General features: G+C 31.8%; 16 protein-coding genes. 5 read left to right on the top strand and 11 right to left on the bottom strand.

Features of this window, described 5'->3' with window-relative positions:
• Positions 1-364: 364 nt before the first annotated feature.
• Entirely contained in the window at positions 365-661 is a 297-nt protein-coding gene (locus tag B9T31_RS15255; protein ID WP_086182788.1) for a hypothetical protein, read from the top strand.
• A gap of 738 nt (positions 662-1,399) precedes the next feature.
• Complete coding sequence (locus B9T31_RS15250; RefSeq protein ID WP_086182787.1) at positions 1,400-1,609, top strand: hypothetical protein; 210 nt, start codon at positions 1,400-1,402, stop codon at positions 1,607-1,609.
• Between the two features lie 162 nt (positions 1,610-1,771).
• Here the strand turns inward: B9T31_RS15250 and B9T31_RS15245 are convergent, their stop codons facing one another.
• The 3 genes from B9T31_RS15245 to trmA form a co-directional block, all read right to left on the bottom strand.
• On the bottom strand, positions 1,772-2,320 hold the full coding sequence (locus B9T31_RS15245) for a lecithin retinol acyltransferase family protein (protein ID WP_086182786.1): 549 nt from the start codon (positions 2,318-2,320) through the stop codon (positions 1,772-1,774).
• A 233-nt stretch (positions 2,321-2,553) separates the two neighbouring features.
• Positions 2,554-2,778 (bottom strand): hypothetical protein, encoded by a 225-nt coding sequence (locus B9T31_RS15240; protein WP_086182785.1) that lies wholly within the window; start codon positions 2,776-2,778, stop codon positions 2,554-2,556.
• Between the two features lie 240 nt (positions 2,779-3,018).
• Positions 3,019-4,101 (bottom strand): tRNA (uridine(54)-C5)-methyltransferase TrmA, encoded by a 1,083-nt coding sequence (gene trmA / locus B9T31_RS15235; protein ID WP_086182784.1) that lies wholly within the window; start codon positions 4,099-4,101, stop codon positions 3,019-3,021.
• A gap of 313 nt (positions 4,102-4,414) precedes the next feature.
• Between trmA and B9T31_RS15230 the strand changes: the two genes are divergently transcribed.
• Both B9T31_RS15230 and B9T31_RS15225 read left to right on the top strand, forming a co-directional pair.
• Entirely contained in the window at positions 4,415-5,725 is a 1,311-nt protein-coding gene (locus tag B9T31_RS15230) for a flavin monoamine oxidase family protein (protein ID WP_228146063.1), read from the top strand.
• Positions 5,726-6,152: 427 nt separating this feature from the next.
• Positions 6,153-7,511 carry an NAD(P)-binding domain-containing protein gene (locus B9T31_RS15225; protein ID WP_086182783.1) on the top strand — a complete coding sequence of 453 codons (1,359 nt, stop codon included), beginning with the start codon at positions 6,153-6,155 and terminating at the stop codon, positions 7,509-7,511.
• Between the two features lie 316 nt (positions 7,512-7,827).
• Here B9T31_RS15225 and B9T31_RS15220 read toward each other — a convergent pair whose 3' ends face one another.
• The 4 genes from B9T31_RS15220 to B9T31_RS15210 form a co-directional block, all read right to left on the bottom strand.
• Positions 7,828-8,916: a linear amide C-N hydrolase gene (locus B9T31_RS15220; RefSeq protein WP_086182782.1), complete on the bottom strand. Its 1,089-nt coding sequence runs from the start codon at positions 8,914-8,916 to the stop codon at positions 7,828-7,830.
• Positions 8,917-9,129: 213 nt separating this feature from the next.
• Positions 9,130-9,378 carry a hypothetical protein gene (locus tag B9T31_RS15215; protein ID WP_228146062.1) on the bottom strand — a complete coding sequence of 83 codons (249 nt, stop codon included), beginning with the start codon at positions 9,376-9,378 and terminating at the stop codon, positions 9,130-9,132.
• A 20-nt stretch (positions 9,379-9,398) separates the two neighbouring features.
• A complete protein-coding gene (locus tag B9T31_RS18090) occupies positions 9,399-9,485 on the bottom strand; it encodes a TetR family transcriptional regulator (RefSeq protein ID WP_228146065.1) in 87 nt (28 codons plus the stop codon).
• Between the two features lie 306 nt (positions 9,486-9,791).
• Positions 9,792-10,991 (bottom strand): MFS transporter, encoded by a 1,200-nt coding sequence (locus B9T31_RS15210; protein WP_228146061.1) that lies wholly within the window; start codon positions 10,989-10,991, stop codon positions 9,792-9,794.
• Between the two features lie 173 nt (positions 10,992-11,164).
• Between B9T31_RS15210 and B9T31_RS15205 the strand changes: the two genes are divergently transcribed.
• Positions 11,165-11,761 carry a TetR/AcrR family transcriptional regulator gene (locus B9T31_RS15205; RefSeq protein ID WP_086182781.1) on the top strand — a complete coding sequence of 199 codons (597 nt, stop codon included), beginning with the start codon at positions 11,165-11,167 and terminating at the stop codon, positions 11,759-11,761.
• An 80-nt stretch (positions 11,762-11,841) separates the two neighbouring features.
• Here B9T31_RS15205 and B9T31_RS15200 read toward each other — a convergent pair whose 3' ends face one another.
• The 4 genes from B9T31_RS15200 to B9T31_RS15185 form a co-directional block, all read right to left on the bottom strand.
• On the bottom strand, positions 11,842-12,402 hold the full coding sequence (locus B9T31_RS15200) for a TetR/AcrR family transcriptional regulator (RefSeq protein ID WP_086182780.1): 561 nt from the start codon (positions 12,400-12,402) through the stop codon (positions 11,842-11,844).
• Entirely contained in the window at positions 12,402-12,746 is a 345-nt protein-coding gene (locus tag B9T31_RS15195; RefSeq protein ID WP_086182779.1) for an SMR family transporter, read from the bottom strand. Before B9T31_RS15195 ends, B9T31_RS15200 begins: the two co-directional genes overlap by 1 nt.
• A gap of 187 nt (positions 12,747-12,933) precedes the next feature.
• Complete coding sequence (locus tag B9T31_RS15190) at positions 12,934-13,356, bottom strand: VOC family protein (RefSeq protein WP_086182778.1); 423 nt, start codon at positions 13,354-13,356, stop codon at positions 12,934-12,936.
• Positions 13,357-13,612: 256 nt separating this feature from the next.
• Complete coding sequence (locus B9T31_RS15185) at positions 13,613-14,173, bottom strand: carbonic anhydrase (RefSeq protein ID WP_086182777.1); 561 nt, start codon at positions 14,171-14,173, stop codon at positions 13,613-13,615.
• Positions 14,174-14,207: the final 34 nt, after the last annotated feature.

Here is a 14,207-nt window from a genome sequence, read left to right as displayed (position 1 = left end):
TCTTTTAATTACTGGGCTTGGAATTTGGTTTTATAAATATTTTTTACTTTAGTTCTAACGCGATTGCCTTTGATTTAGTACTTGTGATTATCAGTTTTGGATAAATTGTGATCAGTGTGGGGGGATATTGATGTAAAAAAGCTAAATGTACTAAGGTCTAGATTTACATTATTTATATTATATTGTATTAAGCAAATCTAAGCGCGTGCTTTAATGTTAATATATTGATTATATTTGATTTATAGGGAAACTACTTTATTTATTCATCTAGTTGAAAGCGTAGATTTAAAGTAACGATTAATTTTTATTTAAGTATCAGGGCGCTGTCATACTTGGTCTTAAAAATTCAGGAGAAGTCTGTATCATGAAATTTATATTATTTACACTTAGCATAATTTTTAGTGGTGTTTTTATCGGGTGTTCTTTTGATACAGGAACTTCGAATACTAACTTGCCGTCAACAATTGACGGCTTTCAAATTGATCGTAAAATTACATTTTATAGTAATACTTTAGATAAAAATATATTTTCTATTGAAGGTAAATGTATGTTAAGTGCTACAAAAGATAAAATGGTGAATATTCTTTGTAAAACTGGTGAAAATGAATATAAAAAATACAATGTTAAGATATCAAAAAATATGACTTATTTTTATGAATAAATAGATAAATCATGATCTGAAAAATAAATATGATTGTTAACCAAATCTTTGTACTAAAACAGTTAGGTCTAAATACTGCTGTTTTAGTATGAACTAAAAAAAACCTACAAACTCTCCCAAGATTTGCAGGTTTAAAATATTTTATTTTAATTTTTTACTCAGTTATTGTTTTTGAAAAATATACATGGTTATTTTTTTTTTGCAAATAGAAAATTAAAATAATTATAAAATGTTTAATTTATAGAGTCTTAAGTTAACCATTCGATAAAAAATATTGATTTTAATAAATACGTTAAGCTATTTTTTTAATAAGAGATCAATTTATTTTTAATAATTTTAAGTGGAGTTTCTATAAAATTATGAGAAGTTTGTATATGAAAGTGTATGGTATACCTTGATAAACATCTTTTGATGCTTAAATCTGTGGGAAATATAATGAACTATAGATCGATTCTAAATTGAAAATTTAGAGTAAAAGAAAATCTAGTGAAATATTGATGTAATAAAAGTAATGATCAATAGAATATTACTTCAAAAATTAGAAGTAATTATTGCTTAATAAAAATACATCTTGTTTTTACAAAGAGTTAGCCTTTAAATTGGTATTACCTTAAAAATACAGGATTAATCCTTTTATTTTTTAATTAATATTTTTGTATATAATACTGAAAATAACTATAAATCAGTAGCTTTCAAGTGTATGCTTAATTCTATTATTAGAATTTAATGAGAGGAAATATGCCTAAAAATTTTGTCATTCGATTTGCAATTGTGCTTTTTAGTATTCTGATCTTAGCAGCGTTGATCATCCATTTCTCACTTTCAGAAATGAGTCGTTTGCATATACTACTATGGATTTATACAGTGCCGCTAAGTCTTGGTTTGACAGCATTTGCGTCTATTATCTTTGCAAAAGATAGTGAGTTGGGGCTTCCTGCTAGTAAGTAATGCTATGAGAGCTTTAATCATTGAAAGAATAAATGCTCATCAATGGATGGGCATTCTTTATATAAAAACTATTTTAATAATTTTTTCTAATAAGATGATGATATTTATAAAATTGAGTAAATATCAACATTTAAAATGCAATATTTGAAGTGTAATAGAATTTCATTTGTATTGATTTTTTTGTTCTTTGTCTTTTACATAAAGATGAGCTGGCATTTTCATTTTAGCTTTTTGGCGTAATTTTTTCTTGATATAAAATACCAGTGCAAAACAGGTTGTTGTAACAGTTAAAATCATACTATTCATATAACTCATAACTGAACTTACATATCCTATTGTTGTTAAGCGGTTCATCATTTTAAGCACTTGAGGGCTACTTTCTACCCCAGTAATTGCCCAAGTACATAAGTGCTCACAATTATTAATAATCAGGTGATAATTATTTTCATGCATGCGGCTTCGCATACGGCGAATAACATATTTACCTCGAAATCGAGGATTCGTATAGTGTTGAATTTTTATAGGTTTTCCGAAACTAAACTGATCCATTGAGGTCATTTCGATCGGATGCTTTTTGAATAAATGAGCGAATCCAGAGTAGTGAATTACGCGTCCACGACCTGCATATATGCCATGATGGCTATAACCAAAATGTTTAACGATTAAATGTGCCCCTAAGGGGTATCGTTGCTTTTGTTTAAGCTTCAGCATCCTCAATTTAACCACTTGAAGTAATAAATGTGATTTCTTATATGATTTTACTGTGAGTTGCCAATTTTTGCGAACATAATTGTCAGATAATGCAGAATTATATAATTACTTAGAGAGATAAAGGATTTCATTATTTGTATCGGATTCATTACAATAAATAAATTGTTGAATACAAGATTTGATTTTTTATTGTAAAGGTACTTAGATGCTCTAAGTACCTTTTGAATCCATCGTTATTGTAACGGTAGATGCTGCAGATCATTTAACTCTTTACGGCTATAGCCTCGAGAAGCAAGAACTTTTTTAATTCCAATGATGACATCTTCATTTGTTGCATTTAACAATGCTTCAACAAGTTGTTCATTAGATTTACAAGAGCAATCATTTTCAACACAAGCAATTTGATTTTTATGCTCGTTTTGTTGTTCATCAGAAAACAACTTTTGCCAAAAACTCATAGAGCCTACATACGCAACCAAACATAGATCGAAATATAAACAAAATAAAAAAAAATGCAAGCGAAAACTCTTTAATTCTTCATCAATAAGGAGATTAGGTAAAAATATGTGTTCTAAATAATTTTTTTTAATTTAAAAATATATTATTTTATTTATATAAAACACGTAGTTATTTTGCATTAAAAAGAACATAGATATTAATCATGATCTTTTTAATGCATTTACAATGAAATAAATTGTTTAAATCTTTTCAAGTAAAACAGCAGACTCTACATGATGTGTGTAAGGAAATTGGTCAAATAAAGCAAATCTGGTGATTGTATGGGTGAGGTTTAAAGTCTGTAAATTGTCATATAAGGTATCTGGATTACAGGAAATATAAATAATACGTTTGAAACGTTGTAAAAGTTTTAGCGTATCATCATCAATACCTGCGCGTGGTGGATCAACAAAAACAGTATCAAAGTCGTAGCTACTTAAATCAATCTCAGCTTCTTGTAAACGCCTAAACTCGCGTTCCCCATTGTAAGCTTGCGTAAACTCTTCAGCAGATAAACGGGCAACTTGAATATTCTGAATATTATTTTTTTCAATATTCCACTGTGCAGCATATACAGATGATTTTGCGAGTTCTGTTGCTAAAACGCGGTTAAATTTAGTGGAAAGAGGTAAGGTAAAATTTCCATTACCACAATATAATTCTAATAAGTCTTGATTGGATTGCGCTGCTACATCACATGCCCATTCGAGCATTTTTTGACAAACTTTTGCATTCGGCTGAGTAAAGCTACTCTCAATTTGTTTATAAGCATAAGTACGATCAAAAACTTGAAGTTCTTCAACAACATAATCATCAGATAAAACAACTTTTTGTCCACGACTACGACCAATAATTTTAATATTGAGTTGGTTTGCAAGTAAACGTGCAGAAATTTCCCAATCTTCTTCTAATTTACGATGATAAATCAGTGTAACTAGCATTTCACCTTTAAGTGTAGAGAGAAAATCTATTTCAAAGAGGCGCGTTGCTAACACAGGAACTGCTTTAATTTTATCCAGTAAAATAGGCATTAGTTGGTTAATGTTTTGGTCTGCGATTGGAAATTTATCAATGCGAACGACTTTTTTTTGCTGGCTATCATCACGCTCAAACATTGCGTAGAACATATCATCATCTGTATGCCAGATGCGAAATTCAGCGCGCATACGAAAATTTTGTTCAGTCGATGGAAATACTTCAAGTGAAGGTGGGTTAAATTCGGCAAATTGCGCTGAAATACGTTCAACTTTTGCATCAAGTTGTTGCTGATAAGATGAAGTCATATACAGTAAAAAATCACAAATATTTTTAAAACATGGATGGTAGCAAAGTTTCTAATTGAACGCTTAATTTAATTATAAGATTTTATTAATTCGATGCACTTTAATATAAAAATATCAACGGATGACTGCATATCGCAAAATAAACTTAAGTATAGATCAACAGGGTAAGTGAAATAGGGGGGCATATTTTTAGACAGTATGTGAATAAGAATTATTTTTCATGATTCAAAATTTACCATTTAGCTTTTATAAAAGTGTACGAACCAAATTTTTCTTTATATGATGAATTATATTAAAAAGATCAGTGTATAAAATGATGCTCGTTGAGAAACAAGAAGGTGATTTACCCATCTATATTATCGGTGCTGGAATTTCGGGCTTAGCTTGTGCAAAGAAATTAAAGGAATTTGGTAAAAATGTTGTGGTTTTAGAAGCAAGATCACGCATTGGAGGTCGTATCGACTCGAGGAGCTTTGGTTCCGATGGTTTTGATTTAGGTGCATCTTGGATTCATGGCATTATTGATAATCCGATTTGGAAAATTACTCAGAAAAATGGTATAGAAACAACGGTATTTAATTATGATGAATCTGAATATTTTCATTCCAATGGCGAGAAATTTTCAAGGCAAGAAGTTGAAGAGTTTCAGTCCTACATCAAAACAATTGAAAAGGCTTTATCACATTCAAATAAACGATCAGCATTTGACGCTGTTAAAGACATTATTTCTACATTAACCTATTCAGGTGAAATATTGCCTGAAGAATATTTGAAAGAATTATTATTTAGCTTTTTTGAACGGCTTGCAAATGATCCATTTGCAACCAATTTAGAATTACTTCCTGCAAATTATTCAAATTTTGAAGGTTATTTTTTAGGTGACGAAGTAATCTTCAAGCAAGGATATGTACAAGTTGTAAACTCTATTTCACATGATTTGAATATTAAATTAAAGACAACTATTCAACAAATTATTCTGGAAAAAGATTATGTTAAGATTGTAGACCATCATAATAATACGTATTTAGCATCTCATCTCGTACTTACAGTATCTGCTGGAGTGCTAAAAAATAATGTTATTCAATTTACGCCTGAACTCCCAAAAGAATATACTCAGGCGATTAAAAATATTGGTTTTGGTTCATTTAATAAAGTCTTTTTTGAGTTAAAAAAACCACTTTCATTTCAATTTGATGCATCTGAAAATTTGAATAGTATTTTTTATTGGTCTGATGGTATATGTTTTAATATTTTAGACTTATCCAGTATTTATCAAAAGCCTGTTTATTTAATGTTATTTGGTGGAAGACAATCAGATTTTATAGATCAATCAAGTGATGATGAAGTATGGATGTTTATTTTGGATAGTCTTGCGCATAAAGTAAATATGCTTCCAAGAAAAGCTGAAAAATTAATCATAACGCGCTGGGGAGTGGATGAGTATAGTTATGGCTCTTTTAGTTTCCCATCATTAGCTTATGATTCTGAGATGATAAAATTATTTCATGAACCAATTGATAATCGTATATATTTTGCAGGTGAGCATTGTAGCTTAAATTATACTGGTACTGTACATGGCGCCTATTTAAGTGGATGCGAAGTGGCTCAAAAGCTAAATTCGTGATCATCCTAATTGATTATCTTCATTGGCTGAGAATGGATACCTTGATGATAAATATCGTCAAGGTTTTACCTTCTAGATCTAATAAAGTATATGAATCATGTAGTAGAAATACGCATTCTAATTATAAAGTCCTGAGTTATATTGAATTCAAGAATCGGTATTTTTAATACTTAAGACGATTTAGTCCTTAAAATTCATAATTTATTTTTTTGCTTAAAGTTTAGTTATCTATCAAAAAACATGATAACCTCTTAAATCTTTTGATATTTGTACAGCGTTATTACATAGGTTGTACATCTATTCTTTTTAATTCATATCCTATTTTGAGTTGTTGTATTCAAATTTAGGATTGTATTTTATCGATTGATAATCCTAAATTTTCTCAAAATTAGAGGTGTATGAAGAACGAAAACTAATGGAGATAGCAATGAGTCGAATTGCGATTATTGGTGCAGGTCCTAGTGGCATGGCACAATTAAGAGCGTTTCAATCAGCCAAGGCCAAAGGTCAAGAAGTTCCTGAAATAGTATGTTTCGAAAAACAAAATGATTGGGGCGGATTATGGAATTATACCTGGCGAACAGGTATTGATAAACATGGTGATCCTGTACATGGAAGTATGTATCGTTATTTATGGTCTAATGGCCCTAAAGAAGCATTAGAATTTGCAGATTATACTTTCGATGAACATTTTAAAAAACCAATTGCATCATATCCACCACGTGAAGTGTTATGGGATTATATTAAGGGGCGCGTTGAAAAAGCGAATGTGAAAGATCTAGTTAGATTTAATACAGCAGTACAACACATTAGTTACGATGAAGATTGTCAAATGTTTACTGTTGCTGTTGAAGACTATGAAAATCAGCAACATTATTCAGAACAATTTGATTATGTGGTTATTGCTTCTGGTCACTTTTCTACACCACGTATTCCGACTTATGACGGATTTAATAAATTTCATGGACGAATTCTACATGCACATGATTTTCGGGATGCTTTAGAATTTAAAGGAAAAACTGTATTATTGGTTGGAAGTAGTTATTCCGCTGAAGATATTGGTTCACAATGCTACAAATATGGAGCCAAACAGATTTATAGCTGCTATCGAAAAAAAGCAATGGGGTATAAGTGGCCTAAGAATTGGTCTGAAAAACATCGGTTAATTCGAGTGGATGAAGATACGGCTTATTTTGGAGATGGAAGTTCAGCAAAAGTAGATACAATTATTTTATGTACTGGATATCTACATCATTTTCCATTTATTGAAAATAGTTTACGTTTGAGAACACATAATTGCTTATATCCAAAAGGGCTATATCAAGGCGTTGTCTGGGAAAAAAATCCAAAATTATTTTATTTAGGTATGCAAGATCAATGGTATACCTTCAATATGTTTGATGCTCAAGCATGGTATGTACGAGATATTATATTCGGTGAGATTGCTATACCCACTATAGAATATATGAAGAATCATACGCATGTATTACATAAAGCGGAAAAAAATCTTTCTACGGATGAGGAGTTGGCAAAATTTCAAGGCGATTATATTAAACAGTTAATCTCAGCCACGGATTATCCAGACTTTGATATCGATGCTGTACATGAAATTTTTATGCAATGGAAAAAGCATAAAAAAGAAAATATCATGAGTTTTAGAGACAAAGTTTATCGCTCTGTCATGACAGGGAATATTGCGAAAGAGCATCACACGCCTTGGCTATATGCGTTAGATGATTCTCTAGAGCATTATTTAGAAAGTTGTGAGAATAAAAAAGTGATTTAGTAATCTGTATTAGACTCAGATCAAGATCTGAGTCTTTTGAATCGAAGATTTAAAATAAGTATCATAATCATTTTATGAACAAGTGGAATTTTCTAATGCATTATCATACGCTAAATAACGATTCTAATAGTTTATTACCCTTTAAAACATCTAAGTTAAAATTAAGCTAAGTAAGTTTAAGTGAAAAATTGATCTAACAATTTAAATCTATTTAGAAAAATAGGTGGATGACGGGTTAAGAAAACTGCTTAGAATGATTTAAACCGTGTTTTCACACGGTTTAAAAGAATAAATTGATGGCTAATTTGTAAGGTAGTTATAGTTCTGCTGTATTAATTCTTTTAGAATAAGGTTGTTGATTTTGGTTGAATTGCTCAAGAGAAAATTTCGAATAGTTAATGTCTTTATATCCTCGAATGAACATTACACCATTTTTTACATCTGATAGACTTGTCCAAACTGTATATTCAGACATAGAAGTTGGCGATTTAGTTTTACTTTCACCATAGAGGTCTGTAGTAATATTTTTGGTTCGATCAAATCTATTCATGATGTGTGCAAGCGTATTGACTGCCTCATGAGGAGAAGATTGTTTATCTGCATATGTGGTGTAATAAACGCCACGAATAAATCGCCCAACCGAGGTATCCGAAGAGGGTAGGTTTGAAATTGCTATTCCACTATCAGGTTGTTCTACACGAATATTTCCAAGAACTGAAGAGGAACGGTCGACATTGGTTAATTGGGTATAATTATTTAAATTTTGCAAATGCCAAGGAAAGTCTGGCCCATTGGTCATCACTCGTGTTGGATTATTATAAACCTGAAATTTCCCATTTTTTGCCTCAACTACAATACTTCCACCACTTTTATCATAGAATGCATAATGTAGTGGTGCCTTAATATTTCCAAAATCTTTTAAAACAGGTGCCCAAAAATATCCTTTATTTACAGCCTCTCTGACTTGATCAACATTTGCATATAAAGATAGCGCCCATTCTCCAAATGCGGTAACAGGAATTGAGTCTTTATATTGGTTAGGTTTTAGATCGTCGATATTTGCACTGGTAATCATATTGGCGCTAAATGATAAGCCAGCACTATTTAAACCTTGCAATACATTTTTATTATCGCCATCGAAATATACATCTGTGGTAATGGCAAGAATGTCATATTTAGATTTATAACTGATCCCATTTTGTCCATTTGGTGCTTTTTTTTGGAAAAAAGTATTTTTAGGATAGTAGGTCAGCCAAGACGGAAGATCACTGGATAATTCTAATGTACGACCATGGTAGAGATTATGCTCTGTATCTAAAATAGCGAGACTTGAGCAAGCATTCGTCACTGTTGGAAGTACGAACATTGAAACAACAAAAATGTTTAGTGTCTGTTTAAACGTCATTACATTATTCCTTGATTGAGCAAATTTTTGTAAAAGGTTCTTTAAAGTAAACATCTATATTGAATGATTATTTAAAAGAAGATTAAATAAATTGATATAACTAAGATATATTAAAATTATTATTATAATTCAGTTGTTTACTAAAATTTACATTGCTTGTTTTTTGTGGATATAGAGTTAATATATGTTGCATATAATTGATCATTATTTTATTTATAATGTAATTGTATAAAATTTTAAAAGAAAAATACTTGATTTTTTTAATTCAGCATCAATATGTTGTAAAGCTATTCCAGTAAACAGCGCACTGGAATAGCTTTTACCTAAAAATTCATATTTTAATGTAGACTTAAATTGATGTTTTAATTTTGAAGCCATTTCTAAATAAGCATGACAATGTAAATAAAAACCATCCCAAGTGTTTTTTGCATGATCTGAAATGAGTTTTAAACATTGATCCATTTCAGTATTAATTTGAGATACTATTTAATGAGTAAGTCTTTTTTGTCACCAAAATGATGGTAGAGCGCACCGCGAGTAACGTCTGATTGCGCAGTCAGACCTTCCATTGACATGAAGTTAAGTTTTAGTGTTTTATTACTTGCAGGTATAGGTGTGTTACTTATGGTGTTTTTAATTTATTATCGCGGACGCAAACGTTTACAGTGATCTTTTTTTTGATTAGATGACGAAAATAATTTGAAAACATGAAGTAATGAGTTCAGTTTATTCAATATAAGTCTTGAGTAAAATTAAACTGTATGAATCAGATATAGTAGGATTTAATTATTGATTGATAAAGATGCACAGAATCGTGCATCTTTATTAAGTCTTCAAATTTAATCAATCAATGATAAATGCTATTTTGTGAGAGTTTAGTTGTGTCGCATTTGAGCAAAACCAGCATTTTTTGAAAAATATGCAATTAAATAACAACAGATAAGAATGATACACATGATCCAAGGGAAGGATTTTGCGCCAAGTTCAGTCAGTAAAATTCCGCCTAAAATTCCGCTTCCAGCAATAGCAGAGTTCCATACAACAACATTAAGTGAAAGAGCAACATCTGCACCATGACCAGCAGCATCGGCTAAAGCTGTTTGTAATAATGTTGCAGCACCACCAAAAGTAAGTCCCCACAGTCCAATGCTAATAAATACGATCCAATTGATATTACTCCATAAACCTAAACAGAGTGAAAGTAATGAAAATGCAAATAAACTGACAAGAACTAATTTTCTTAGATGGTGGTCAATGGTGCGACCCGTAAACCAAATTCCGATTAACGCCATTAGGCCGAAAATCAATAAGACAATACCCACATTAGACTGAAGATTAGAAAGGGTTAAAAATGGTGTAATGTAGGTATAGAGAATGTTATGCGCTAACATCCATGTAAATACAACACTGAGTACAACGAATACGCCAGGTGTTTTTAAAACACTCATAATTGATTGTTGTTTTTGATGAGATTGGCCAGGATAGTTAGGTACTGCAATGAGAATCCAAAAAATGAGAATAATGGTGAGAATAGACATAATGACGAAAGACATTTTCCAACCAATTAGTTGTCCAAGCCATGTTCCAGCAGGAACCCCAAGTGATAGAGCTATTGGTGTTCCAATCATAGCAATCGCCATTGCCTTACCTTGTTGCTCTGGCCGGACCATACGCCGTGCATAACCAGCCAGAAGACTCCAAGCTAAGCCAGCAGCGGCACCAGCAAAAAATCGGACAATAAGCGTCAAAATAATATGCTGAGAGAGTGCGGTAATGGTATTAAAAATAAGAAAGCCAATAGCTGTGAATAATAAAACATGACGTCTGGGCCATTTGGCAGTCAAAATTGTTAAAGGAATTGCTGCAATTAATGAGCCAAGGGCATAGCTGGTGATGAGTTGTCCAGCAACCGATTCTGAAACATTTAAACCTTGCGCAATTTGAGGAAGTAATCCTGCTGGAATAGTTTCTGTAAAGATGCAAATAAAGCCTGTCATTGCTAATGCGAGCAGTGCGGCAATAGGTAAGCGAGATTGTTCGGTTGCTTGCATTGTTGTCTGTGGGAGTTTAGACATAGTACCGCCAAAGTTTTGGGTCATCAATATTTATAGGGAGAGTAGACACAATAAAATATACTTATGTATCGATTGGTATGTAAGTAAAGTTGAAATATGATTGTTTGTCAATTAGTTTTATATCGATTAGTATATAAGTCATGACATGACCACGAAGCAATGGGTTTAATTTTATGGCAAAGATGGGAAGACCGAGAGCGTTTAATCGTGATCAAGCTCTGCAAAGTGCAATGTATCTTTTTTGGACGTATGGATATGAATCTACATCGTTGAGTCAGCTTAAAGTCGCAATGGGTAATATTTCATCACCTAGTTTTTATGCAGCATTTGGCTCTAAGGAAGAATTATTTAAAGAAGTATCAATGTGTTATATAAGTACATATGGGCAGGTAACTGAACCACTTTGGGATACCACATTATCAGCAAAAAAAGCCCTAATATTGACGTTAAAACAGTCGATAGATATGCAATATGATGATCATCATCCACGAGGTTGTATGGTGGCTTTGGGTACAATGATGGCGCCCTCTGAAGAAAACTTACATGTTGCTTTAGCATTGAGTCAATCAAGAGAGCGAACGAGGTTAGGTTTTATCGAATGCATAAATAGAGGAATAAAGTCAGGAGAAATACCTCATCATGTAAATAGTCTTAATATTGCAACGATATTTGCCAGTTTTTTAACAGGTATTTCAAGCTTAGCTAGAGACAATATTGAAAAATCTATTGTTGAAAAATCAGTTTCTTCACTGATGAGCCTTTTAAATTAAATAAAGCTATCGAGCAATAGGGTAAGGAGATAGATGTTCGTATTTAAATTTTAAGAGCAGTTTAAGATATAACGTTATGTCTAATGTGTTAAATAAGTGCGATTAATTAAATCGGTTTTCAATTTAATACATGTTTCTTTATCAAAACTATTGGTAATCCAGCTTAACCATAATCCATCTGTAGCAAGTCGAATAAAGGCGAGTTCGGGATAGTCATCCGTGCTGGAATATTGTAATAATTTATGATTAAACCACTTACTCCAATAAATATTGAATGTTGTATCAGTAATCATGGTCATTGCTAATGCAGACCAAGGAGAAACGAGTCCAGCTATTTCAGATTCAAATGCGCTTTGTATATATGCTCTTGTAAATTGACCATAATCAATATGATCTTGTTGAATGGTACTTTCGATCATAAGATCTAAGTGATATAAAATTTCATTCATCATTTCTTCAATTAAAATTTGTTTATTTGCGAAATGATGAAATACTCCACCTTTTGTTACCCCGGCACCATTAGCGACATTTTGAATAGAAATGCCAGAAATACCTCTCTGAGAAGCCAAGATAATGGCTTGTTCAAGAATACGCTTGCGAATAATGTGGGGTTGTTTTTTCGATTGCTGGATTTCTTTCATTAATGACCAGAAGATTGAGAAAATAGATTAATAATGATAACACCTGTAATGATAAATCCCATGCCAATCATTGCAGGTGTATCAAGTGTTTGTTTAAAAATAAGATATCCAACAATGGCAGTTAAAACAATGCCAACCCCAGACCAAATTGCATAAGCAATGCCTAAAGGAATTGTTTTAATGACCTGCGAGAGTAAATAAAAAGCGGTACTGAACAGAACTAGCACCACTAAACTCGGTAATAATTTTGTGAAGCCTTCTGATTTAATCAGAAAGCTACTTCCAATCACTTCAGCAATAATTGCACATCCAAGTAAAATGTAAGCAAGTAAAAGATTGCTCATAACTAATTCCAATAAATAACATACCAACTGGTAGGTATGTTATTTAATATAAATCCTATTTTCAAGTATTATGAATAAATATGAATCATCTAATGACAATAAAAATGGCGTTATTTACAATTTAATAGAAGAGTTTAAAATTTATAGCTAAACCCATTGTGTATAGGGCTTAGTGAGTGATGTTGGATTACTCTTCCGAATTTTGTACAGTCAATCCAATTTCTTGGCCATAGGAAATTTCTAAGATATGCCCATCTGGGTCATGAATAAAAGCCCAATATCCGACGGGATAACCAGAATCAGTAGCGTCTTTTGCTAGTATACCTTCTGTTTTAGCTTGGGCACATAATTGATCTACTTCAGCTTGATCTTTACAACCCACGCCTAAGTGTGCGAATGGTCCAAGAATAGGGGTTGGATTCTGACTCTGTACTAATACAAGTACGAAAGGTCTGGTTTTATCTGAAAGCCAAACAACTCGCTTATCAATTTCTTTGTCGATTCGTTCATGCATAATATGCATATTTGCATAGCGACGATAAAAATCGATACTTAAATCAATATTCTTGGCTGCTAATGCAACATGAGTTAAACCAATATCATTTCTCATAAAATGGTCTCCAATTTCAATTTTTTACTTTCATAATGATTTATTGCATATATAAAGTTGAGTTATCGTCAGATCAGAACAAATATGTGATAACTATAATTATGTGTATAAATACGGAATCACAAATAATTTTGAAGTAATATTTTGTTAAGAATAATTTGAATATTAATATAAAATTAATTATTTTAAGACTTATAAATTTTTAAAAAATAAATAAACCAACTTATTTATTGGTTTATTTTTGGTTTTTAAGGTGTTAGTTAAGCCAGCCGACTTCACCACTACAGATATCATAATAAGCAGGTAAAACTTTAACAGTTTGTTCAAGTAAAGATTCATACGGTTCTAATAATTTACAAATTTCTTCCGCCGACTGTTTTGCATGATTGCGTATGGAATCATCAATACTGGTTGCTACCACATGTGAATCAATCATATCGACGATACTTTTTAGTGGCCCTTTAACTTGCTTATTTTTATGTGCCGCCGATACAGCACCGCAGAGACTATGTCCCAAAACAACCACTAATGGTGTGCCTAAGTATTGTAAAGCATATTGTACACTGCCAAGAACGGATGTATCACATACATTACCAGCATTTTGAATGACAAATAAATCTCCAATATATTGATTGAAAATAATATCAGGTGAAACACGCGAATCTGCACAGCAAATAATAATAGCATGAGGGTTTTGTCCCTCTTTTAATTCTTGTAAGTCTTCAATATTGTGTTCTAATTTAGATTTTTTTTGATGTAGAAACTGTAAGTTTCCATCTTTCAAAATTTTTAAAGATTCTTGCCAACTCTCAGCCATTTATTCATTCCCCATTGAATTCTGAGCGCATATC

The organism is Acinetobacter sp. ANC 4558, from assembly GCF_002135375.1.
Taxonomy (GTDB): Bacteria; Pseudomonadota; Gammaproteobacteria; order Pseudomonadales; family Moraxellaceae; genus Acinetobacter.
Note: the sequence above shows the minus strand (reverse complement) of the source record. Positions and strands in the feature narration are given on the sequence as shown.